Annotated in this window: 19 protein-coding genes, 6 pseudogenes and 1 CRISPR repeat array; of the genes and pseudogenes, 8 read left to right on the forward strand and 17 right to left on the reverse strand. The window is 69.1% G+C overall.

From position 1 onward, the window contains the following. Positions 1-62: 62 nt before the first annotated feature. From ACFPZI_RS28080 to ACFPZI_RS28095, 4 genes are all read right to left on the reverse strand, one after another. Positions 63-824, reverse strand: a complete 762-nt coding sequence (locus ACFPZI_RS28080) for an isocitrate lyase/PEP mutase family protein (protein ID WP_381368600.1) — start codon at positions 822-824, stop codon at positions 63-65. A 683-nt stretch (positions 825-1,507) separates the two neighbouring features. Further along, positions 1,508-1,726, reverse strand: coding sequence for a LexA family protein (locus ACFPZI_RS28085; RefSeq protein WP_381368603.1), 219 nt, complete (start codon positions 1,724-1,726; stop codon positions 1,508-1,510). A gap of 88 nt (positions 1,727-1,814) precedes the next feature. Then, the gene (locus ACFPZI_RS28090) at positions 1,815-2,237 is read right to left on the reverse strand and encodes a hypothetical protein (RefSeq protein WP_332432557.1); all 423 of its coding nucleotides are present in this window, start codon (positions 2,235-2,237) and stop codon (positions 1,815-1,817) included. After that, positions 2,234-3,064 (reverse strand): IS5 family transposase, encoded by an 831-nt coding sequence (locus ACFPZI_RS28095; protein ID WP_381368606.1) that lies wholly within the window; start codon positions 3,062-3,064, stop codon positions 2,234-2,236. Before ACFPZI_RS28095 ends, ACFPZI_RS28090 begins: the two co-directional genes overlap by 4 nt. A 399-nt stretch (positions 3,065-3,463) precedes the next feature. Then, positions 3,464-3,824: direct repeats of the CRISPR family, unit length 30 nt; unit sequence GTCCTCATCGCCCCTTCGAGGGGTCGCAAC. A gap of 369 nt (positions 3,825-4,193) precedes the next feature. Here ACFPZI_RS28095 and ACFPZI_RS28100 point away from each other — a divergent pair. After that, positions 4,194-5,246: an integrase core domain-containing protein gene (locus ACFPZI_RS28100; protein WP_381368609.1), complete on the forward strand. Its 1,053-nt coding sequence runs from the start codon at positions 4,194-4,196 to the stop codon at positions 5,244-5,246. A gap of 228 nt (positions 5,247-5,474) precedes the next feature. Here the strand turns inward: ACFPZI_RS28100 and ACFPZI_RS28105 are convergent, their stop codons facing one another. Beyond that, positions 5,475-5,885, reverse strand: coding sequence for a hypothetical protein (locus ACFPZI_RS28105; protein ID WP_381368612.1), 411 nt, complete (start codon positions 5,883-5,885; stop codon positions 5,475-5,477). A 593-nt stretch (positions 5,886-6,478) separates the two neighbouring features. On the opposite strand from ACFPZI_RS28105, the pseudogene wrbA reads away from it, so the two are divergent. From wrbA to ACFPZI_RS28120, 3 genes and pseudogenes are all read left to right on the forward strand, one after another. Continuing rightward, positions 6,479-7,098 (forward strand): annotated as a pseudogene (wrbA, locus tag ACFPZI_RS28110) (NAD(P)H:quinone oxidoreductase). A gap of 198 nt (positions 7,099-7,296) precedes the next feature. Next, entirely contained in the window at positions 7,297-8,841 is a 1,545-nt protein-coding gene (locus ACFPZI_RS28115; RefSeq protein WP_381368615.1) for an FMN-binding glutamate synthase family protein, read from the forward strand. Positions 8,842-8,860: 19 nt separating this feature from the next. Next, complete coding sequence (locus tag ACFPZI_RS28120) at positions 8,861-9,637, forward strand: alpha/beta hydrolase family protein (RefSeq protein WP_381368618.1); 777 nt, start codon at positions 8,861-8,863, stop codon at positions 9,635-9,637. 41 nt (positions 9,638-9,678) lie between these two features. Here ACFPZI_RS28120 and ACFPZI_RS28125 read toward each other — a convergent pair. Beyond that, positions 9,679-9,885, reverse strand: a pseudogene (locus ACFPZI_RS28125) (IS6 family transposase); the annotation flags it as partial. Between the two features lie 83 nt (positions 9,886-9,968). Between ACFPZI_RS28125 and ACFPZI_RS28130 the strand changes: the two are divergent. Then, positions 9,969-10,721, forward strand: coding sequence for a transposase family protein (locus ACFPZI_RS28130; protein WP_381368625.1), 753 nt, complete (start codon positions 9,969-9,971; stop codon positions 10,719-10,721). A 62-nt stretch (positions 10,722-10,783) separates the two neighbouring features. Here ACFPZI_RS28130 and ACFPZI_RS28135 read toward each other — a convergent pair. After that, positions 10,784-11,041, reverse strand: a pseudogene (locus ACFPZI_RS28135) (ISAzo13 family transposase); the annotation flags it as partial. 19 nt (positions 11,042-11,060) lie between these two features. Then, positions 11,061-11,651, reverse strand: a pseudogene (locus ACFPZI_RS28140) (IS6 family transposase); the annotation flags it as partial. 78 nt (positions 11,652-11,729) lie between these two features. Between ACFPZI_RS28140 and ACFPZI_RS28145 the strand changes: the two are divergent. Further along, positions 11,730-12,578: an IS630 family transposase gene (locus ACFPZI_RS28145; RefSeq protein ID WP_381368631.1), complete on the forward strand. Its 849-nt coding sequence runs from the start codon at positions 11,730-11,732 to the stop codon at positions 12,576-12,578. Between the two features lie 147 nt (positions 12,579-12,725). Here ACFPZI_RS28145 and ACFPZI_RS28150 read toward each other — a convergent pair whose 3' ends face one another. From ACFPZI_RS28150 to ACFPZI_RS28180, 7 genes and pseudogenes are all read right to left on the reverse strand, one after another. Next, positions 12,726-13,178, reverse strand: coding sequence for a transposase family protein (locus tag ACFPZI_RS28150; RefSeq protein WP_381368651.1), 453 nt, complete (start codon positions 13,176-13,178; stop codon positions 12,726-12,728). Between the two features lie 381 nt (positions 13,179-13,559). Next, entirely contained in the window at positions 13,560-13,898 is a 339-nt protein-coding gene (locus ACFPZI_RS28155) for a transposase (protein ID WP_381368654.1), read from the reverse strand. A 46-nt stretch (positions 13,899-13,944) separates the two neighbouring features. Further along, on the reverse strand, positions 13,945-14,988 hold the full coding sequence (locus tag ACFPZI_RS28160) for a zinc-dependent alcohol dehydrogenase (protein ID WP_381368634.1): 1,044 nt from the start codon (positions 14,986-14,988) through the stop codon (positions 13,945-13,947). Between the two features lie 348 nt (positions 14,989-15,336). After that, positions 15,337-16,108 (reverse strand): annotated as a pseudogene (locus ACFPZI_RS28165) (IS5 family transposase); the annotation flags it as partial. A 212-nt stretch (positions 16,109-16,320) separates the two neighbouring features. Beyond that, positions 16,321-16,899: pseudogene (locus ACFPZI_RS28170) on the reverse strand (PP2C family protein-serine/threonine phosphatase); the annotation flags it as partial. Further along, entirely contained in the window at positions 16,866-17,285 is a 420-nt protein-coding gene (locus ACFPZI_RS28175) for an ATP-binding protein (protein ID WP_381368637.1), read from the reverse strand. The gene ACFPZI_RS28175 and the pseudogene ACFPZI_RS28170, both read right to left, overlap by 34 nt. A gap of 16 nt (positions 17,286-17,301) precedes the next feature. Beyond that, positions 17,302-18,456 carry a hypothetical protein gene (locus ACFPZI_RS28180; RefSeq protein ID WP_381368639.1) on the reverse strand — a complete coding sequence of 385 codons (1,155 nt, stop codon included), beginning with the start codon at positions 18,454-18,456 and terminating at the stop codon, positions 17,302-17,304. A gap of 516 nt (positions 18,457-18,972) precedes the next feature. Between ACFPZI_RS28180 and ACFPZI_RS28185 the strand changes: the two genes are divergently transcribed. Beyond that, positions 18,973-19,404 (forward strand): hypothetical protein, encoded by a 432-nt coding sequence (locus ACFPZI_RS28185; RefSeq protein WP_381368642.1) that lies wholly within the window; start codon positions 18,973-18,975, stop codon positions 19,402-19,404. A 315-nt stretch (positions 19,405-19,719) separates the two neighbouring features. After that, entirely contained in the window at positions 19,720-20,136 is a 417-nt protein-coding gene (locus tag ACFPZI_RS28190; RefSeq protein WP_381368643.1) for an SsgA family sporulation/cell division regulator, read from the forward strand. Between the two features lie 277 nt (positions 20,137-20,413). On the opposite strand, the gene ACFPZI_RS28195 is transcribed toward ACFPZI_RS28190, so the two are convergent. Next, a complete protein-coding gene (locus ACFPZI_RS28195; RefSeq protein ID WP_381368646.1) occupies positions 20,414-21,076 on the reverse strand; it encodes a TetR/AcrR family transcriptional regulator in 663 nt (220 codons plus the stop codon). A 234-nt stretch (positions 21,077-21,310) separates the two neighbouring features. Beyond that, on the reverse strand, positions 21,311-21,710 hold a 400-nt coding region (locus tag ACFPZI_RS28200; RefSeq protein ID WP_381368649.1), incomplete at its 5' end, for a transposase.

Here is a 21,710-nt window from a genome sequence, read left to right on the forward strand (position 1 = left end):
CGGCCCGGGGACACCCCCGGACCGGTCACACCATACGAATCAACGACCCGCGAAGTACGGGTCTAGGGCGCCCACGGTCCAAGCATGTCCTTCATTGCGTCCGCCATCGCGAGTTGCAGCAGAGGGCCGTAGGTGATCCGGCCGACGCCGAGACGGCGGAAGCGCTCGAGGTTGTGCTTGACTGGATGGGCCGTGGTGTTCACGGGAATGGCGACGGAGCCGATCATCGCCGCGAGCAGCTCGTCGTTGTCCTGGATGCGCACCGGGTAGACGCTGTCGGCGCCCGCCTGCTCCAGGGCCCGCAGGCGCTCGATCGCCTCGTCAAGGACGGCGGAGGTGTCCTCCGCGTGCAGGAACAGGTCGGTGCGTCCGTTGATCCAGACCGGGATGCCCGCGTCGTCGGCCGCCGCGCGCAAGCCCGCGATGTAGCTCGCGTGCTCCTGCGTGGTGCGCATGCGTCCGCCCTCCGAGTGGACGGTGTCCTCGAGGTTCAGGCCGACGCCGCCGACCTCGGTGAGTCCGGCGATGAGATCCGCGGGCTTCTGTCCGTACCCGGCCTCCAGATCCACGGACACCGGGACGTCGACCGCCGCGATGATCGGCCTGACAGCGGCGAGCATCTCTTCGAAGGTCTGCCCCTCCTGGTCCTCGGCCCCCCGGGAGTCGGCGAGCGGATGACTTCCGACCGTCAGCGCGGGGAACCCGGCGGCGGCTGCCGTCCGCGCGGACCAGACATCCCAGACGGTCGGCAGCACGAGCGGCTTGTGGTCGGCGTGCAGTTGCTTGAGACGCTGAGCGCGCTCAACTGTGGTGCGAGAGTCCATGTCGAGAACGCTACCCTCGCATCGCCATAAACAACGTGCCGGCCAGGCACCGTCCGGCGACAGAACATGCCGTCCGCTCCCCTGCCGGGGCCGGGGTGGACACGGATCGCTGCCCCACGCCGCCGACGGTCGGACACCTCTGCACCATGGAGGAGGCGGGCGGCCTCGCTGCGATGCACGGCCGAGCAGGTGGCGGAACCGTCCCCGATGTACCCCGAGACGCCCTGCTCGCGGGGGCCCGCCGGGCGAACTGGGTCGCTGCGCCTGGCATTTGGTGCGACTCGGCCCTGCGGGCGCTCCTACATTCAGAATCCTTCTGCGAGCGCCGGTCGTACCACGTCTGCAGGACTTGTCCCTGAGGGTCGCGCAGGAACTCGTAGCGTGCAGCTCGGTCGGGCAGCGCGTCGAACAGGACCCGGGGGTCAGTGGGCGTCGGAGCGGGCCCCGAGCTGAAGGTGGAAAAGTCGATGCCCATGGAAAACCCCCCTGGAACTTGTCGCGGGCTCCCGTGGCGCCGCGCCATCCGACGTTAGCGGACAGACCATCGCACTTTCACCTGACTTGACCTCTGTACATAACCTGCTCTACGACGATGCCTCATCGGATTGACCGCTTCACGAGCCGAAAGACCGGCTCTGTTTCACGGACTGGCGGCAGACCGGGTGCTGCCTCGTCACGGGTGCTCAGGTGCCGAGGTGGCAGGAGCGCCAGCGCCGCCCGGTGCGGCTGATCAGGCCACGGTCCTCCAGTCGACCGAGTTGGTAGGCGACCGAGCTGCTGCTGGACAGGCCGACCCGTTCTCCGATCTGCCGGATCGAGGGACCCTCACCGTGATCCGCAATCCAGTTTCTGATCACCCGCAGAATCTGGACCTGCCGATCGGTCGGGGTCTCGATACTCATGCCGCCCTCAGAGTGCGGGATGTGAGCTGATGTCCGTTTCGGGGTTGGGTCTGGGTGAGGAGCCCTGGTCGGCGGGGCGAGTGGACGGTCAGGGACGGGGCTGAGCGAACAGGCCGGGCTCGGGTTCGGTGAGAATGCCCCGTGTGACCAGGCGTTTCAGCTTGGACCGGATGCCTTCGGTGTTCTTCGGGACGATGGGCAGGTCGAGGGCCTGGCAGAGGTCGCGGGCTCGCAGCGGCTTTCCGGTGTCGGCGAAGGCGGTGAGGATCTGCTGGTAGGCCGGGTGGTCCGGGACGTCGGGTCGGGCCGGTTCGTCGGCGGGGGCCGGTGCGGGGATGTCGAGGAGGGTCTTGCGGGTGATGCGCAAGTTCTCGCTCTCCGCGTCGAGTTCGCCCAGCCGGGCGGTGAGGTCCTCAATGCGGGAGCGAATCTCTCCAGCCTGCTCGCCGAGTTCGGCCTCACGGGCCTCGACGTACTCCAGGACGGCCCTGATCTGCGGGTTGTCGCTCACGCTGTCCTCCAGGAGGCGAGGGTGGATCCGGTGAGGCGGCGGGCCATGACGGAGGTCATCGCCCAGAACACCCGGGAGCGGGAGCTGGCGGGCCGGTGCTCGTAGTCGCGCACGAGACGGCGGTAGAACATCAAGATCCCGTTGGTCTGCTCGATGATCCACCGCTTGGCCTGCGGGACGAAGCCGGTGTCGGCCGGGTTGCGCTCGACTATCTCCACGTCGATGCCGTACCGCTTGCCGTGATCGACCACGGTCTTCTTGAACCCCTGGTCGACCAGGGCTTTTTCGACCCTGTCGGTCTGTGCGGCCACGCCGTCCAGCAAGGCGGTGCCCGCGGCGTTGTCGTGCGCGGACGCCGGCAGCACGACGGCCTCGACGACCAGGCCCAAAGTGTCCACGGCCAGGCATCTCTTCCTGCCCGGCACCCGTTTCGCGGCATCCCTGCCGGTCGTGGTGGCCGGCACCCCGACGGAGACGTGGATGCTCTGGGTGTCCATGACGATCAGGCTCGGGTCGGCTAATCGCTTCTTCTTCTCCCGCAGATGCCACCGCAGCAGGTCGTGCACGGTCTGGTCGGTGCCGTCGTCGCGCCAGAGGTAGAAGTAGTACTTCACCGCGCCGGGCGGAGGCATGTCGTGGGGCAGGAACTCCCACTGGCAGCCGGTGCGGTTCTGGTACAGGATCGCGTTCACGATCTCCCGCATCGCGTATTTGCCCTGGTGACCGCTGACCGAGGGGTGCTGGGCCTTCCATGCCGTGATCACCGGCTCGGCTAACGCCCACTGCTCGTCGGTGAGATCACTCGGATACGGCTTGCGCATGTCCATGCCGCAACCCAAGCGAACCTCGAACGTCCGACCGGCAGCGATGCCCCAACGTCACACCATCGAGCGATGACAAGCCGGACGGAAGGTCACATCCCGCACTCTCAGTGACGCTCAGCTCCGCCGCTTCCAAGCCGCCGTCGAATCCGTCCTCGACCTGACGTACGACAACGTCCTCGTCTACACCTTCCCACCCGGTACCAGCCCACAACGCCTCGAATGGGGCGCAGCCGAACCAGCTCCCAGCGACGTGCTGTAATCAGGATGAGATCGAACACCGAACACAGGCACGCACTGAATTGCAGCGCCACACCGGGGCGGAGGACGCTACCGGAGGTCTGCTGCAAAATGTGGCGACGGATGCTCTGCAAGACCACCTGCCACCAGGGCCTTTACTGTGGGGTCCTCATCGCCCCTTCGAGGGGTCGCAACAAGCTGTAGAAGCGGCTGGCCGACCCGGCCAGGTAGTCCTCATCGCCCCTTCGAGGGGTCGCAACATGACGCCCTGGGCGTGGCAGCCCTCCAGGGTCCGCGTCCTCATCGCCCCTTCGAGGGGTCGCAACTCCGCGTCTGGCGCCCGCACGACCGGTACTACCACCTGGTCCTCATCGCCCCTTCGAGGGGTCGCAACAAGTGGCTGGGCCACTCGGATCCGTCGATCACGTTGGTCCTCATCGCCCCTTCGAGGGGTCGCAACGCGGCCGGGACGAGGTCCTCCTCCTGGCCGCCGCCCGTCCTCATCGCCCCTTCGAGGGGTCGCAACGCGATCTGGCGCAGGCGGGCCGCGTAGACGCGGTGGTCCTCATCGCCCCTCCGAGGGTGATGTCACCGGGTCGGAGTGCGCTCATCGCCCCACCTTGGACGACGTCCCCCGCTGATGGCCATATCTCCAGGGCGCTGACCTGCGACGTGCGGTGGCGATAGCGTCCTGCCCCATGACCACCACCGACACGATCGCGGCCCTGGCTCTGGCCGTCGCGGTCGTCGCTGCCGTTGCCGCCATCGGTTCCTGGAGGGCGGCGCGCAACGCCAACGGGGCCGCGCAGACCCTGGCCCGGATCGAGCAGCAGCGCCTGCACGCCGATCTCACCCCGCATTTCCGCTGCACGATCGTGGCCAACGAGGCTCAGCCATGCTGCGCCTGCTCCCGCTGGGCGATCGGGACAAGGATGCCGAGATCCTGGCCCTACGCCACCAGATCACGGTCCTGGAGCGACAACTCGGAAAGGACAAGGTGCGGTTCACTCCAAGCGATCGGATGTTCCTAGCCGCGCTGCTGCACCAGCTCCCGCGCGACGTGCTGCGAAGGGTGCGGCTACTGGTTCGCCCCGACACCGTGCTGCGCTGGCACCGCGACCTTTTCGCGCGCCGTCACGCCGCCGCCTCCCGGCCCAAACGCCCGGGACGGCCGCGCACGGTGCGCTCCGTCCGCGTTCTGGTCCTGCGCCTGGCGCGAGAGAACCCCAGCTGGGGCTACCGGCGCCTCCACGGCGAACTGCTCGTCCTGGGTGTGAAGGTGGCCGCCTCCACGGTATGGGAGATCTTGAAGGAGGCCGGGATCGATCCGGCACCCGAGCGCGCCTCCACGACCTGGGCCGACTTCCTGCACTCCCAGGCCGACGCCCTGCTGGCCTGCGACTTCTTCGAAACAGTCACCTTGTCCGGGACGCGGCTGTACGTGTTCACCGTCATCGAGCACGCCAACCGGCGCATCCGGGTCCTGGGCGCGACCGCTCACCCGACCGCCGCCTGGGTGGCGCAGGCCGCGAAGAACCTCGTCATGGACCTCGAGGACGCAGGCCTGCGGGTGCGGTTCCTGCTCCGGGACCGGGACAGGAAGTTCCCCGCCCTGTTCGACGCCATCCTCAAGGACGCGGGGATCGAGGCCGTGGTCACCGGCGTCCGGATGCCGCGGATGAATGCGCTCATGGAACGGTGGGTACAGACCTGCCGGCGCGAGCTCCTGGACCGCACCTTGGTCTGGAACCAGCGTCACCTGCTCCACGTCCTACGCGAGTTCGAACACTTCTACAACGGACACCGGCCCCACCAGGGCATCGCGAATGCCCGCCCGTTGTACCCGTTGCCCGCGCCGATCGCCGATACGGCCAGGATGGCCCGCCTCGACGTACGACGACGCGACCGCCTCGGCGGCATCCTCCACGAGTACGAGCACGCCGCATGACCTGCACGGACGAAATTTTCGGCAAGCGCAAGGTCACGGCCGCCGATGGTGAGAGGTGGCTCTGTTCACGAGGATAGAAGTGAACGAAGCCACAGTGGTGGCTGCGGAACCTCCGCGCGGGGTGCGGGAGGCGGGGGTGGTATGCGGTGCAGGGGGCGGCTCAGGCCGCTTCACTTGCCCACCGGCGTACGGCAGCCCAAGCAGTGGCGGCCTCGGTGCCCGCGGTCCTCAGCCGTGTGAACGGTCGTGGTGCTGCAGGCTGCCCTGGTAGGCATATCCGTGGTCCTCGGCCCAGCGGAGCTGGTCGAGGACCCACTGACGACGGCCTTCGTCGATCCGCGCCTGGTAACCGTCGCGGTCGTCGTACCGGATCCAGTGGCGGCCTCCGTCGTGATCCCGCTTCCCGTAGCCGTGATCGTCGCCGCCCCGGCCGTCGAATGCACCGTGCCGGTCCCCGCTGTGGTGGTGCCGGTATCCGTTGTGATTGTCAGAGATTCGGACGGCGGATACGGCGCCCGAGTGGCCGCTGCTCGGGTACGCCGCCGCCGCGGCGGCGCCGCCGCCGGCGAGAAGGCCGACTGCCGCGACGGCAGCAGAAGCGATCGCGACGGCGGCCCGGCGCACAGTCTGGTTTGACATGATTCCTTCTCCCTGCTCACCCGGCGATGCGAATGGAGCGCTTCACGGATATTTGCCCGCCTTCGGGCACTTGAGACAGTAGCCTATTTAGTTGAGCATTGAACTATCTGGGGTGGTGAGGTCCGCCACCCGGCAGAAAGTCGTTGCGTTGGAATATTCCTCCGAGACCTGCCGTTGGGAGCCGGTTCTCGAGCGGCAAGTCAGGGCGCCCGCTCCCCTCGCTCCACCTCGCGGGAAGCAATCCGGCCGGCCCGCAGCCACGTTGGGCGAAACCGCACCTCGGGCGTGTGCGTCGGCAGCGAGGAGGGCGAGCTGTGGGCCGTCGGCGACGGCGATCCGGTCATCTCGACGGCGCCGGTTCCCTGAACGGCGGCTGCAGGGCGGCAGGCGAGTCGGGCCGCACGCGGGGTCCGGCCGGCCTGCGCTGTGGTCATGCGTCGACTTGCCGCCCCCCGAGGGGCGCGGACGCCCCCGCGATGGTTTATCGTTCAACCAATACCCGTCAGTGGGTGTTCAGCACCAGAACGAAAGCTGTCATGGGCATCTTCAGCCGTCACCGCACACCCGACACCAACCGAACGGAGACCGCAGCCGTGAGCACCCAGACCAAGCTCGCCGTCGTCTACTACTCCTCCACCGGCATCGTCGCCGAGATCGGTAAGGAGATCGCCGAGGCCGCGGAGAAGGCCGGCGCCGAGGTCCGCCTGCTCAAGGCCGCCGAGCTGGCCACGCAGGCCGCCATCGACTCCAACCCGGCCTGGGCCGCCACGCCACCGCCACCGCCGACATCCCGGTCGCCACCCCGGCCGACATCGAGTGGGCCGACGCCGTGATCTTCGGCTCCCCCACCCGCTTCGGCAACATCGCCTCGCAGCTCAAGCAGTTCATCGACACCCTCGGCGGCCTGTGGGCCCAGGGCAAGCTGGCCGACAAGGTCTACAGCGGCTTCACCGCCACCTCCACCGCCCACGGCGGCCAGGAGTCCACCCTGCTCGCGCTGTACAACTCCGTCCACCACTTCGGCGGCATCCTCGTGGCCCCCGGCTACACCGACCCCGCCAAGTTCGCCGACGGCAACCCCTACGGCACCTCCCACGTCGACGCCCAGGGCAACAACCCGGTCGACGACACCACCCGCGCCGCCGCCCGCGTCCAGGCCGAGCGCGTCGTCAGGATCGCTTCCGGCCTCAAGGCCGGCCTCGCCGCCGCCTGACCCAAGCCCCTTCTCCGGGAGCGGGCCGTCACGGATCCGACCGATCCGCGCCCGGCCCGGCGGACCGGCGCCCGCCCGCCTTCGCCTTTCTTCGATCGCGCTGGCGCGCCCTTGACTGTGTGCGCCGTCTGGCGCCCGATGTGACACAAGCGGGCTCCACCGCGTGGCGATGGAGCCGTGCCTCGAGGAGGAACGTTCATGCAAGCCCGGAGGATCAGCGCCGTCGCCGCAACAGCAGTGGCGCTGGTGACGGCCCACGACCTCGTCCAGAAGCGGCACGCACTGCTCCGGAACTTCCCGGTGATCGGGCACGCCCGGTACCTGCTGGAGACGATCGGGCCGGAGCTGCGGCAGTACATCGTGACCTCCAACGAGGCGGAGCGCCCATTCAGCCGTGACCAGCGCACCTGGATCTACGCGTCGGCGAAGGAGGAGAACAACTACTTCGGGTTCGGCACCGAGGTCGACGTCGAGCACGTCCAGGGGCACGCCTACCTGAAGCAGCGCACCTTCGCCAGCGCTCTGCCCGACGCGCACGACCCGCAGGCCCCGCTGCCCTCGACCAAGGTGCTGGGCGGTCCGCGCGGGCGCGCCAAGGCCTTCCGGCCGGCGAGCGTCGTGAACATCTCGGCGATGAGCTTCGGCTCGCTCTCCGGCGCGGCCATCACGGCGCTCAACAAGGGAGCGGCGCTGGCGGGCACGATGCACAACACCGGCGAGGGCGGCCTGTCGCCGTACCACCGCAACGGCGGCGACTTGGTGCTGCAGATCGGCACCTCGTACTTCGGCTGCCGCAACGAGGACGGCAGCTTCAACCTCGACAAGCTCAAGGACGTGGTCGCGAGCGCCCCGGTCAAAGCAATCGAGATCAAGCTCTCCCAGGGTGCCAAGCCGGGGCTGGGCGGGATGCTGCCGGGCGCCAAGGTGACCCCGGAGATCGCCGAAATCCGCGGCATCCCCGTCGGCAAGGACTGCGCCTCCCCGTCGCGGCACACCGCGTTCAGCGACGTCGACTCGATGCTCGACTTCGTCGAGCTGCTCGCCACCGAGACCGGTCTGCCGGTCGGGGTCAAGAGCGCGGTGGGCGAGCTGGGCTTCTGGCAGGAGCTGGCCGCGCTGATGGCGCGTGGTGACCGTGGTGTCGACTTCGTGACCGTCGACGGCAGCGAGGGCGGCACCGGAGCGGCGCCGCGGATCTTCGCCGACTCGGTGTCGTTGCCGTTCCGGATGGGATTCTCCCGGGTCTACGGCACTTTCGCCGAGCTCGGGCTCACCGACGAGCTGACCTTCATCGGCTCCGGCAAGCTCGGCCTGCCCGAGAACGCCGCGGTCGCCTTCGCCCTGGGCGCCGACATGCTCAACGTGGCCCGTGAGGCGATGCTGTCGATCGGCTGCATCCAGTCGCAGAAGTGCCACACCGACAAGTGCCCCACCGGCATCGCCACCCAGAACCAGTGGCTGGCCCGCGGTTTGGACCCAACCTCGAAGGCTACCCGGGCCGCTGTCTACCTGCGCACCCTGCGCGGGGAGCTGATGAAGGTCTCGTCGGCTGTCGGCGTCGCCCACCCGGGACTCATCACCGCCGACGACATCGAGATCATGAACGGCGACTACGAGGCCCGCACCCTGGCCAGCGTCTACGGCTACAAGGACGGCTGGGGCGAGCTCGGCCCGCACCTTGCCAAGGAGATCACCGAGCTGCTCGTCGGCACGTCGACCTCCACGAACAGCCGGCCGGAGTGATCGCAACGTGTCCGAAGAAGTGAGATTCAAGAGCGTCGTCGGCCCCGAGCTGGCCGGGTCGATCGACCTGCCGGAGGGCGAGGTCCGGGGCTGGGGGATCTTCGTCCACGGATTTACGCTCGGCAAGAACTCGCCGGCCGCCTCGCGGGTCAGCAAGCAGTTGGCCCGCGAGGGGATCGGCATGCTGCGCTACGACAACCTCGGGATTGGCGATTCCGACGGCGACTGGGGTGACGGTTCCTTCACCGTCAAGGTCCAGGACAGCGTCCGCGCGGCAAACCTGATGGCAGAGCGCGGGACTCCGGCGGATCTGCTGGTGGGTCACTCGTGGGGAGGCGCCGCCGCCATCGCCGCGGCGGCCGAGGCGACCGGCGTCCGCGCGGTCGCCACGATCGGGGCGCCCGCCGACCCCAGCCACGTGGAGCACCAGTACGACGCGGTCGTGGACCGCGTGCTCAGCGAGGGGCAGCACGAGTGGTTCGTCGGCGGGCGGACCCTGGTCCTCAAGCGCGCCTTCGTCGAGGACGTCCGCCGTGCCCGTCTGCACGATCAGGTCCGTGAGTTGGACCGGCCGCTGCTCGTGATGCACTCGCCCACCGACGACACCGTCGATATCGCCAACGCCGGGGAGATCTTCCGCAAGGCGCGGCACCCGCGAAGCTTCGTCTCGCTCGAAGGGGCAGACCACCTCCTGACCACACGAGGGCAGGCGCAGCGAGCCGCCCACATCATCAGCGCCTGGGCCGACCAGTACATCCACGGGCGTTGTCACGTTGATGAGTGCGTGGGTGTCTGACGGGGCGTTGGGGTGTGATGGGGCCGGTTCCGAGCCGGTGCTCAGCCCTGGGTGGGCAGGCCGATGTTCTTGGTGATGTGGTCCCAGAGGGTGAACCGGATGGTCATCTCGAGGCGGTGGTCGGCGGCGGTCATCAGGTGGCGGCGGGGTCGGAAATGGGGGGAGATGCCGCTGAACGCGGACAGGAACCGCTGGGCTGCGCCGAGGGCTTGTAAAGAATGAGCCTCTTCCAACCTGACGGGTGGTTGGGTCGGAGCCCCAGTGGCGGGCATGAAGAAAGCTCCTGGTAGACGGGTTCACGACCAAGATCACCAGTCCGCCAGGAGCTCTCGTGCTTGTCTACCCGTCTGCCATCGATCTGTCCAGCCGCACCCTGCAGCGTCTTGCCGGTCTGCTCGCGGGTCACCGGCGCCGGATCGGCTCCCGCTGGCGCCGCCTCACCTGCGGCCGGCAGGCCCTGCTCGTCCTCGCGCACCTGCGCTGCGGTGACACCTACGCCCGCCTCGCAGCGGGTTTCCACATCGGGATCGCGACGGTCTACCGCTACATACGCGAAACCGTCAATCTCCTGGCCTCGCTCGCTCCGACGCTGGAGCAGGCCATGGACACGGTCCGCAGGAAGGCGTACGTGATCCTCGACGGCACGCTCCTGCCGATCGACCGCATCGCCGCCGACCGCCCGTACTACTCGGGGAAGAAGAAGCATCACGGCATGAACGTGCAGGTTCTCGCCGACCCAGCCGGACGCCTGATCTGGGCATCGGACGCACTGCCGGGAGCCACGCACGACCTGACCGCGGCCCGGACCCACGACATCCCGGCCGCTCTGACCGCCGACGACATCAAGTGCTGGGCGGACAAGGCGTATCAGGGTGCGAGCCCCAGCATCCGTGTCCCGTTTCGGGGCAGGAACCTGCGCGGCTGGCGCCGGCGTCACAACCGGGACCATGCCAAGATCCGCAGCCTCGGCGAACGCGCCATGGCGATCCTGAAGAGCTGGCGGGTCCTGCGGAAGCTCCGCTGCAGCACCACACGGATCACCGCCATCGTCCGAGCCGTCGTCACCCTCGAACTCGCCAACTGATCAAGATGGAAAGCGCTCAATCAACGTGGTGATTCGGCCTTCTGCGGGGCGTTTTCGGGTGGTGCGAACCGGCTCCCCCCACCACAGCGGCGAACCTGCCTACCGGGCAGCGGATCCTCGCCGCCCTCCCGCTCGAAGACCCCCTTCCGCACCGTCGTCTCGCTCACGCCCGCAGTGCGCGCGACGGCCCGGACCCCGCCATGGCCCAGCAGTCGGGTCTCGGTGGCCAGCGCCAGCCGCCGCTGCCGCTCATCCAGATGCGGAAACAACACCCCGAACCTCAGGGCGAGTTGATCACGAACCTCACTCGGTATGCGCATACCAGACCAACGCGCCAGAGCCCGCAAAGCAACGTGTTGATTCTTTACAAGCCCCGACACTGCGGAAGCCCTTCATGGCGCGTTCGCGCTGCCGGGTGGGCTGGTGGCTGTTCTCGGCCCGGTTGTTCAATCCCTTGTGGGAGCGGTGCTCGACCGAGGGCATCAGCTCCCGGTGGGCGGTGCCGTAGGAGCGGAGCTTGTCGGTGACCATGACCCTGGGCACCTGCTGTTGCTTCTTCATAAGCTTGGCCAGGAACCGCTTGGCGGCCTTGGCGTCCCGCTTGGACTGCAGCAGGACGTCGAGGACATTGCCGTCCTGGTCGACGGCCCGCCACAGATACTGCCGCACACCGTTGATCTTGACGAACACTTCGTCGAGATGCCACGTGTCGCCGGGCCGGGGCCGTCGGCGGCGCAGTCCGTCGGCGTAGGCCTGGCCGAACTTGGCGCACCAACGGCGCACGGTCTCGTGGGAGACGAGGATGCCGCGCTGGAGCATGAGCTCTTCGACCTCGCGGAAGCTGAGCGGGAAGCGGAAGTACAGCCACACGCAGTGAGAGATCACCTCGGCCGGATACCGGTGCCCCCTGTACGACGGCGCACTGTCCACCGAGGATCCCTCCCAGCCTGATCAACCCGAAGATCATCCCACCCAGTCAACCAACGTGACAGCGCCCTGCTCACGTCGGTGCCCGAACCGCGGGCGGGCAAGGGTGAGTTGATCGACGAGTCCGCCCGTGGAGCGGTCTTGCAGGCGATGCAAGATCACACCCCGGCCGACCTGGGGCAGAGCGGGGCGATGTGGACCCGCGCCTCGGTGCGGGCCCTGATCTGGTTGGTGTGCGGGGTGTCGATGACGGAACGGGGGGTGGGCAAGTGGCTGCGCCGGCACGGCTTCACCCCGCGGCGGCCCGCCCGCCGCTCCTACCGGCAGCAGGACGACGAGGTCAGCCGCTGGCTGCGGGAGGAGTATCCGGCGATCCGGGCCCGGGCGAGCGGGGAGAAGGCCGAGCTGGTCTGGGCCGATCAGTGCGGCCTGCGCTCGGACACCGCCCCGCCGGGACGCTCGTGGGCCCCGGCCGGACAGACCCCGCTGGTGCGGGTGAACGGCCGCCGCTTCCGGGTCACCATCATGTCTGCCGTTGCCTCCCGCGGGGCGCTGTGGTTCACCATCTTCCCCGGCAGGTTCACCTCACAGGTGTTCTGCGCGTTCCTCGACCGCCTCGCCCGGCATGCCGGCCGCAAGGTCCACGTGGTCGCCGACCGGCACCCGGTCCACCGTGGCAAAGCCGTCCGGGCCTGGCTCGCCGAGAACGCCGAGCGCGTCGAACTGCACCTGATGCCTGGATACAGTCCCGAACTGAATCCCGACGAGCTGTTGAACGCCGATCTGAAGCAGCACGTTCACGCGGCCCGAGCCGTCTCAGCCGACGATCTCGCCCACGAGACCCGCCGCTTCCTGCACCGACGCCAGAAGCAGCCCCACGTCGTCTGCGGCTACTTCGCCGCCCGCCACGTCCGCTACACGATCCAGTAGGAAACCCATCAGTTCCGGCTCAATAACTCGGCGTTCCCCCATTGAGCCTGCTCCAACTTCGAATCCGCAGGTCATCGGGGCTGGTGTGAGTCAGCGATCTTGTACTCGTACTGGTCGTGGGCGGTTGTCTGCGCCCAAGATCGTCTGTCAGGGGGCGACTTTGGTGTTGGTCAGCACGAGTAGCGCCCGCAGCAGCGTGGTCGCGTAGCGGGGCGACAGCCGCAGCTTGGCGAGGATGCGCCAGTTCTTCAGGTGGGCGAAGGCGTGTTCGCAGACCGCGCGGACGGATGCGATCAGCTTGTTGACCTGCTTCTTCGCCGACGTGAGGGGCTTGGTGCGGGCGGCCTTGTAGCCGGTGATGACCACGGGGTTGTCCACATCGTCGTCCAGGCCGGTGAAGCCGAGGTCGCCGATGGCGCCCAGCTCGTGGGCGCGCAGGCGCTCGACGAGCTTGTTGTAGCGGGCGGTGGTGATCTCCGAGGAGCGTCCCGGGCGGGCCGCGGAGATCCACAGGAGCCGGCCCCGGTCGTCGGTGAGCGCGAGGAACAGCATGCCATGGCACTTGTGCTTGCCCGAGTGTGCGCCGTGAGGCGCTTGTATGGCTGCGCGGACATCCGGGAGTGGAGATCGTCTGCCGGGACGGCTTGCTCGCCTACCGGCAGGGCATTGCCGACGGCGCCCCCGGCGCCCTCCAGGTCAGCGACCGCTCCACCTGTGGCAGGGCCTGTCCCGACGCGTTCAGGAAATCGCCTCCGCTCACCGCAGCTGCCTGCCCGCAGCCCGCGAGCTCGGGCTGGACCGCCGCACGGTACGCAAGTGCGCCCGGGCCCGTACCTGGCCCGAGGTGGTCCGCCGGGCTTCGCGCCGCCCCGCCACCCTCGACCTGTATCTCGACCACCTGCGGCAACGCTGGGATGAGGGCGAACACAACGCCAAGATCCTTCACCAGGAACTCCTCACCAAGGGCTACCTGGGCCACTATCAGCGGGTGAAGATAGCCCTCGTGAGCTGCCCCGAGTTTCGTAGAGTCCGCGATCCAGCGGTGTCCGCTGCGCAGCGCCGGGGTCGGCCGCGGCTCGCCGTACCTGCGCGGCCGTGGGCCGTTCCTGAGAGCTGGTGGCGGACCGCTTGACTCGCTCGATCATGCTCGGCATGGGGGTGCGGAGGCCGGGTGAATGCGCCGTCGGGTGCGTAGTGGCGGAAGCGGGTGTACGCCGTCTTCCACGGTCCGTGACGTTCCGGCAGGTCACGCCGGGAGACACCGGTCCGGATCCTGTGGACCGGGCCGTTGGTGACCTGCCGGCCCGTTGTAGCCCGCAGTAGGCGACTCCACCATGAGCCACCATCAGGGTGGGCGGCGGACCGATCACGGGTGGACGTCGATGACGACCTTGATCGCTTCGTCCTTCTTCTCGATCGCGGTCTTGAACGCCTCGACCACGTCCTCCTGCGGGAAGTGGTGCGTGACCACCGGCGTCGGGTCGTACTTCTCGTCACCGAGGTACGACACGACCTGCGCGATGTCGTCGTTGTTGTAGGCGGTCGAGCCGAGGAGTGCGAGCTCCGAGAGGACGAACTGCGTCTGCGGGACCTCGAACGATCGCGGGGGCAGTGCGAGCACGACCATCCGCGAACCGGCCTTGCCACCGCGGAGGTAGTCGGGGATCGCGTTCGGGGCGCCGGCCGAGTCGAAGTAGATGTCGACGTCGGGCTTGACCTCGCCGAGGAAGTTCTCGACGGTGCCGAACCGCTCCTTGGCGAACTCGATCGGGTCGACCTCCTTGCCGTTGACCGGGATGCCACCCATCTGCTTCACGACCTCCAGCTTGCTGGGGATGATGTCGGAGACGATGACCTCCTCGACACCGTTGGCCTTCAGGTTGGCCAGCACGCCGAGACCGACGGCGCCGGCACCGAAGACCAGGGCCCTCTCGCCCGCCCGCGGCTTCGCGGTGTTCACACCGTGGTTGGCCACGGAGAAGGGCTCGATCACGACGGCCGCGTCAAAGCTGACGTTGTCCGGAAGCGGGTGCAGGTTGTAGCCGATCTCCGCGTCCTGGACCGAGATGAACTGGGTGAGACCGCCCGCGGAGTCAGTGATCTCGAGCTTCGAACGCCCCTCGCCCTCCCGCTTCGAGGTGGACGCGTTCACGAACACCCGCAGGCCCGGGACGATCCTCGGGTCGTCGACCTCCGCGCCGACCTCGACGACCTCGGACACGAACTCGTGGCCGATCAGCCCGCCGGGGAAGATGCCGAGATCGTCCCCGCCCTTGGTGTAGGCGCTGATGTCGGTGCCGCAGATGCCTGCTCGCATGTTCTTGACCAGCACGTCCTTCGCGCCGATCTGGGGAACGGGCCTGTCCTCGACGGTGATCTCGCCGACGCCCTTGTAGACAACTGCACGCATGTTCTGACCCGTTTCTGTTCCGGCGGGGCCTTGCTGGACACCGCCTGTCGCTGCAGCGGAAGCCGTGTCCTGAGCCACGCCGTCCGGCATTAGTTGAACGATAAACTATCTCTCTGGTGGTGCAAACTCCCAGAGGGTCGGCTCGACCTCGCCGGCGCGCGGCCCGGGTCGGCTCGGGCCGGACGGACGGCGGCATGCCGTACGAGGAGCGCTTGTCAGGGAGCGTGCACTGAGCGCGGCCGAGAACGGAGACCCCTTCCGGTCGCAGAGCCGCGCAGTGCACACACCCGAAGGAAGAAGGTGGCTTCCGCTGCACATGCGCATAAGAGCTCGCGCAGACAGGTGTGTTCATGGGCGGCGGTTCGGGCGATCGTCCCAGCGGCGGGTGGTCCATGCCCGGCTGATCAGGCTGCGGACGGTGATGATTGCGTTGGCGAGGTCGAAGAAGGCGTTGATGACGGTGGCGCGGCGTTCGTAGCCGCGGACGAGGCGGTGGAAGGCGTTCTGCCGGGCGTGAGTGCGCTCGGCATGCCATCGTTGCGGCCTGGATCGGCGCCTTCTCGCCCTTGTGCGCGCTGCGGGCGCGTGGGTTGCGGGCGGCGAGTTCGGTGCGGGTCTTGTCCGAGTCGTAGCGGCGTCCAGGTGGACGGTGATGTCGTCGGGCAGCGGCCCGAGGTCGTCCAGCAGGTCCAGGGCCGGCGCGAGCAGCAGTCGTGGCGGTTCGCTCAGGCCAGGACCCTGCCGAGCGGGGTTCCGTGACCATCCGTCACCCCTGAGCGTTTACGGCCCTGCCTGCCGCGGTCGACCGGTGAGCGCCCGCGACCTCGCCGCCACCGGGAGCCTTGGTGAGGGGGCCGTCGACGGCGGTCTGGTCGAGCATGAGCCCGACGATCCGGTCATGGGAGGCAAGCGCGATCTGCTGGAGACGGGCGAAGACGCCAAGCCGGATCCACTCGTCGCGTCGGTTACGGACAGTGGCCGCCGAACAGGTCGCGTCGGCGATCGCCCGGTAGGAGCAGCCGAACCGCAGCAGTTGCAGCAGCTTGTCGAAGACGATCCGGTCGCTGATGCGGGAGCGGTGGCAGCCCAGCGGACGGGCCGGATCGACCGTCGGACGCTGCCTCCCGGACCCGCTCGACCGTCTCCCGCGCGGCCGACTCCTTCGCTTCCAGCAGACCCAGCACCGACGGCACCGGCCACCTCCACCCGATCAAGAAAGAACACGACACCCCCTCGCTCCCTCACCGCCCCGAACCGGTCCAACTCTGTCGCTCCCGGGTCCCCGGGCCCGGGGCGGGCTTGACGGTCTGCTCCTGCGGTACGGGTCATGGCGAGCAGTGCGACGTCGCCGTCCTGGTGCCCCCTGGTGCACCGGGGCAGATCAGCGATGAGGGCATCCAGCAGGCCGTCGGGCCCGGGCGGGGTGGGGCGCGACAGCTGCGGGACGGGGTCGTAGAAGATGCCGCGCGGATCGCGGGCCTCGGTGACGCCGTCGGTGAACAGCGCCAGGGTTGCATCTGGGGGAAGAACGAACAGGGCGACGGGGACGGAAGTGGTCAGGGCGGGGGGATCGGCCAGGCCCAGCGGCAACGACGGCGACTTCGGTTCCAGGAGCCGCGCCCGGCCGTCGTCGACCAGCAGGGGTGCCGGATGTCCCCGGTTCGCCACGCGTATAGCGCGGCAGTCGGCCGGGATCTCGACGATGACGGCCGTGGCGAACGCCTCGGATGTTCCCGGACCGCTCTGGTCGGTGTTCATCCTTGGAGGCGTACGGGGCAGGGGCCGCCGCCGGGCGATCGCGGCCTTGCGGGGCGAGGACTTCGGTGACCGGCCGTCCGGCGGACTTGGCGTCTTCGGGGGCGTTCCGCGCCGCCGGATCAGTCCGGAGCGATCTGCGCCCAGTGGATGCATCCGTACCGGTCGCGGCGCCGGGCGGTGCCCCACCGGGAGGCGAGGGCGGCCACGATCAGGCGTCCTCGGCCGTGTTCGTCGGGGTCGTGGTCGGTGCCGGCGGGGGAGCGGGTGGGGCCCCCGTCGGCGACCTCCACGCGGACCGCGGGCTGTTCGGTGTCGCGGACGAGCCGCCAGGTGACGCGGACACCGGGCCGGGCGTGAGAGATCGCATTGCCGACCAGTTCGGCGGCGACGGCCTCGGTGCGGCAGGTGTACTCGTCGGTCAGGCCCCAGTCGTGCAGGAGCCGGCGGGTGAGCCGCCGGGCGCGGGCGGGGGCGTCGGCGGTGCAGGGCAGCGACCAGGTGAGGGAGCGGGCCGGTAGGCGCGTCGTGGCAGTGGTCATGGGGAGGGCCTTTCGCTCAGAAGCGGGGGAACCGGGCGGTGGGCGCGCTCTTCGTCATCGGCGTCACTGGGGTCATCGGTGTCATCGGCTCTGATGTCCCGGCGCGGTGCAGGTCGGACAGGAGCCGTTCCGCGTCGGTGACCAGCGATCCGTAGATGTGCCAGGCTCCGGGTTCGGTCAGGGCGCCGCGTGCCACGAGTTCGGTCATGCGGTCATGCCAGCTCTGGGCCTGGTCGAGCGCGGTGCGCAGCCGTTTTCCGGCGTCGGCGTGCTCCGGATCGGCTGCCCGGTTCACTTCGGCGAAGTCCTCCACGGCCTGTCCGGCCAGCTCGAGCGTCCGGGCGTACTGGTCGGTGAACAACTGCCCCAGACGGAAGTCGTCCCGGGGTGCGTCCACGGTGTCGACCAGGGTCCGGGCGATCCCTCGCACCTGCAGTGATATCCCGTGCAGGACGAGGAGCGCATGGCCGCCGGTTCCGGGCCGCCGGGGCCCGTGCACGGAGCAGCGGATGTTCCAGCGCAGGCTGTCCTCGGCCAGCCGCACGTGGTCCTGCGCCTCGGCGATCTCCTCCTCGAGTTGGCGCGCTCTCGACAGCCAGACCCGTGCGTGGCTGGTCCGTTGGTGTTGGCGCAGGCCGCGGCCCATGTCGCGCAGCAGCAGGCTGGTGGCACGGGCCAGCCGACGCACCGCGGTCCGGGAGTCGGCTACATGCACGGGGGGCAGGATCAGGGCGTGGACGGCCGTTCCCACGATGGCGCCGGTCACGGTGGCCAGCGCCAGGAGGGCGAGGTCGCGCACCGGCACCGCCGCTGCGGCCGTCAGGGTGAGCAGCGCGGTCGAGGCGACCTGGAGGTGGTCGTCGAACGCGCGGCGCCCTCGGGCCGCCAGGATGACGGCCAGGACCGCCATGATGCTCCCGGTGGTGGGGCCCAGCCACCAGGCAGTGGCGATGGCCAGAGTCACCCCGGCCACCTGGATCGCCACCCGGCGCGCGGCTTCGATCATCGAGTGGTGCACCGTCGAGGTGTTGACCACGAGCAGGGCTGTGGCGACGGCCAGGAACTGGGGCCGCCCCTGCCCCCACGGGGCGCTCGCCTGCCAGGCGAGCAGCGCGGCGGTCAGATTCTTGCCGCCGTGGGACAGGATGCGCCCGCCCTGGCGGGCGGCCACGGATCTGACCAGGCGCGCCAGCGCCGGCCACCCGGGAAGCGGGGTAGGCGGCCTCTTCTCCGAATTAGTTGAATGTTGCACGAAATGCAGAATGCCATTTTCCGCCGGGTTTGACCACCGGTGCCCCCGCGGACGGGCGGAGGCGGGTCGCATCGGTCGCGACGGACCGGGCTCGACGCCACGAGCGGTGCGTCGACGGCCGCCGACCGTCGATGCGCTCGGGCGGTGGCCGCCGGTGCGCGCCGGCGCCCTGCCGGCGGAGCGGACTGCTCCCCGCCCCCGGCCGGTGACGGTTTCTCCGTGCCCGTCAATGCGATTGATTCCGGCCGCGCGAAGGCCAAGGAAGGCCGGATTATTTCTCTCCATTGGGGGGCGATATCGGTGAAATAGCTCACATAACCTAAAGTTCATCTTTCAACAATCTCCAGGTAGCTTCTGCGGTACCCCACCACATCGGGGCACCGTCCGACGCCCCCCGGATCGGGACGTCGGCATGGCACTCAAGGAGGAATGATCATGAGTCGCACCTTCGGACGCCGGGTCGCCACCGCGGCCGCCTCTGTCGCAGTCGCGGCGGGCGCTGTGCTCGCCGCGGGCGGTACCGCCTCGGCATCGCCCCACCACGACGCCCAGCGCGTCGCCGGCTCCTACGCCACGGACAACGACCGTGACCGGCACGACCGGGACAACGACCGCAACCGTGACTGGAACCGCGACAACGACCGCCACGACCGTCACGACCGGGACCGCGACCGCGACCGCGACCGCGACCGGCGCAACGACCGCGACCGTGACCGGGACCGTGACTGGAACCGCGACAACGACCGTCACGACCGTGACCGCGACTGGCACGACCGGCACGACCGGGACCGCGACCGGCACGACCGGCACGACCGGGACAACGACCGCAACCGTCACGACCGCGACCGCGGGAACGATCGCCGCTGACGGCGAGGCCGGGAACCACCGGCCCGCTGACCGGCCGCGCGCACGCACCGACCGTATGGCTCATGTCCGACAACGACGTCGCGTACGAGCAACCGCGGCCGGGAACGGCAGCAGGTGACCGGGCGGGGTGCGCCCGGACCACCAGGGGCGGGGTTCAGTGCGACTGCAGGCGCACCGACCCCCGCCCCGGTCATGTCGTCACCCGCTGCGGGGGCGGCGGCCGGAACACGGCACCCGCACCAGGACCGCCGAAGGAATTGTCCGGAGAGAGCCTCCGACGAGCGCCGTCCGGATCGAGAGAACAAGAGAAAGCCCATGAAGAACTTCGTCGAGCAGGAGTGCGAGATGCGCCTGCTGGTCGCGCCGGGTCACAGCATCGGGGTGGAGACCCGTCTGTCCTACGACCCGCAGGACCCCTACGCCGTCCACGTCGACTTCCACGTCGGCACACACGCCCCGGTGACCTGGCTGTTCGCCCGCGAGCTGCTGGCCCAGGGCGTGTTCGGGCCCTGTGGACAGGGCGACGTGCGGATCTGGCCCGTCGGTACCGGGTCGCGCCGCATGCTGTGCATCGCGTTGGCCGCCCCGGACGGACAGGTCCTGCTCGAAGCCCCGTCCGCGCTGGTGGAGCAGTGGCTGCAGAAGACCTACCGACGGGTGCCCCCGGGCCACGAGACACGCATGTTCGACCTGGAGCGGGAACTGTGCGGCCTGCTCGGCAAGAAGGCCTGAGGTCCGCAATCACCGGGTGAACATCAAGACCGCCGGCGAACACCCGGCCGCGACCCGGGCCCGCGACGAAGCCGCCGGGGCAGAGGCGGAGCACCTCACGGCGCAGACGCAGACGTCCGCCACGCGGCGCATTTGATGAGCAGCGGGCCGCCGAGGCGCTCGCCGCAACCGCGACCGCCCGGGAGAGGACTGCGCGCGGAGGCCGCCGCGCAGACCGCGGCGGAAGGCGCGGTGGGCCCGTCGGTTGTTCGCGCCGGTGGTTGTGCGGAGCGCGAGCTTACGGTCGGGCTGTGCGTTCGGCTGCCTGGTCGGGGTCAATGGGGCGGTTCGCCCGGACGATGCTCTCGATGAGGGTCTGCCAGCTGTCGGCGAGGGGGATGAAGGTGCCGGCTGCCGACACGGGGCCCGGGTCGGTCGGGAACATGTACAGCAGCAGGGGTCCATCGAGGGCGGCGGTGAGTTGGAGGGCGAGGCTGTCCAGGTCGGGCACGTCCAGGCGGGCCTGCTTGAGGAGCATGCGGATGTGGAGCCGGGTCATGGTCCCCCCGCCCGCCGGGGTCGGCTGGTGGGGGTCGAGGGAGGCCCGTGCGATGTCGAAGTGGTCCACGAGGAAGGCGGTGCGGGCGCGGCCGTAGGCGATCAGGCGCTGCACCGGGTCCGCGCCCGGCCCGAGCGGAGGGGGGCCGGACAGCACTTGTTCCTGGAAGCGGTGCTCGTCGTCGTCGAGTAGCGCCACGAAGATGCCGGCGCGGGTGCCGAAGCGGCGGAAGACGGTGCCTTTGCCCAGGCCGGCGCGTTCGGCCAGGCCGTCCATGGTCACCTTCCCCACTCCGAGCTCCGCGATCATGTCACGGGCCGTCTCCAGCAGGTGCTCGCGATTGCGCGCCGCGTCGGCGCGTTCACCGCGCGGCTTCCCGAAGGGCACGACAGGCAGATTCACAGGCTCAACCTACCCGCAGGAAAATAAGCGGGGTAAAGTCCGTTTATGCTGGAGCGGGACGTGGCACCGGCTGACGACCGGGCCGCGGTCCCCCGTCATGCCGCTTTCGCGGCCCTCTTTTTAGGAGCCACCCTCGTGAACCTGTTCCGCCTGGACGCCAGCATCCTCCCGGCCGCCTCCGCCAGCGCCGAGATCGCTGTCGGTCTTCCGTCTACTGACTTCGGTGTTTTGGGGTCAGAGTGACGGTAGGTCGAGTTGGAGTCCGGTCTCGGCCATGAAGCCGTCCAGGGTCGCGGGCCGGTACTGAAGGCTCTTGAGCCGGTTGCGGACCAGGGTTTCCAGCCGGTCGACCGTACCGGCGGTGAGGTTGGCCAGCCTGTGCCGGCAGTGTGCCCACACTCCCTCCACCGGGTTCAACTCCGGTGCGTATGCGGGCAGCAGGAAGACGGTCAGCCACGAGCGAGCGGCCACCAGTTGCCGCATCGCCTTCGAGATGTGGGTGCTGAGCCGGTCCCAGACCAGCACGACCGGAGCCCGCAGCAGTTGGTGGGCGCCATCAACCAGCCGCATGTAGCCTTGATCCACCGAGGTAGTTCGAGAGTGGTCTTCTGATCGATTTCTGCGTCCGCTTCGG

Source organism: Streptomyces chlorus (assembly GCF_042655885.1).
Taxonomy (GTDB): Bacteria; Actinomycetota; Actinomycetes; order Streptomycetales; family Streptomycetaceae; genus Streptomyces; species Streptomyces chlorus.

Coding starts and splice junctions, on each gene's coding strand:
- ACFPZI_RS28080 (WP_381368600.1), bottom strand. CDS start 824: ATGGACTCTCGCACCACAGTTGAGCGCGCTCAGCGTCTCAAGCAACTG.
- ACFPZI_RS28105 (WP_381368612.1), bottom strand. CDS start 5,885: ATGTCAAACCAGACTGTGCGCCGGGCCGCCGTCGCGATCGCTTCTGCT.
- ACFPZI_RS28115 (WP_381368615.1), top strand. CDS start 7,297: ATGCAAGCCCGGAGGATCAGCGCCGTCGCCGCAACAGCAGTGGCGCTG.
- ACFPZI_RS28190 (WP_381368643.1), top strand. CDS start 19,720: ATGAAGAACTTCGTCGAGCAGGAGTGCGAGATGCGCCTGCTGGTCGCG.
- ACFPZI_RS28175 (WP_381368637.1), bottom strand. CDS start 17,285: ATGACCACTGCCACGACGCGCCTACCGGCCCGCTCCCTCACCTGGTCG.
- ACFPZI_RS28100 (WP_381368609.1), top strand. CDS start 4,194: ATGCTGCGCCTGCTCCCGCTGGGCGATCGGGACAAGGATGCCGAGATC.
- ACFPZI_RS28085 (WP_381368603.1), bottom strand. CDS start 1,726: ATGAGTATCGAGACCCCGACCGATCGGCAGGTCCAGATTCTGCGGGTG.
- ACFPZI_RS28095 (WP_381368606.1), bottom strand. CDS start 3,064: ATGGACATGCGCAAGCCGTATCCGAGTGATCTCACCGACGAGCAGTGG.
- ACFPZI_RS28185 (WP_381368642.1), top strand. CDS start 18,973: ATGAGTCGCACCTTCGGACGCCGGGTCGCCACCGCGGCCGCCTCTGTC.
- ACFPZI_RS28160 (WP_381368634.1), bottom strand. CDS start 14,988: ATGCGTGCAGTTGTCTACAAGGGCGTCGGCGAGATCACCGTCGAGGAC.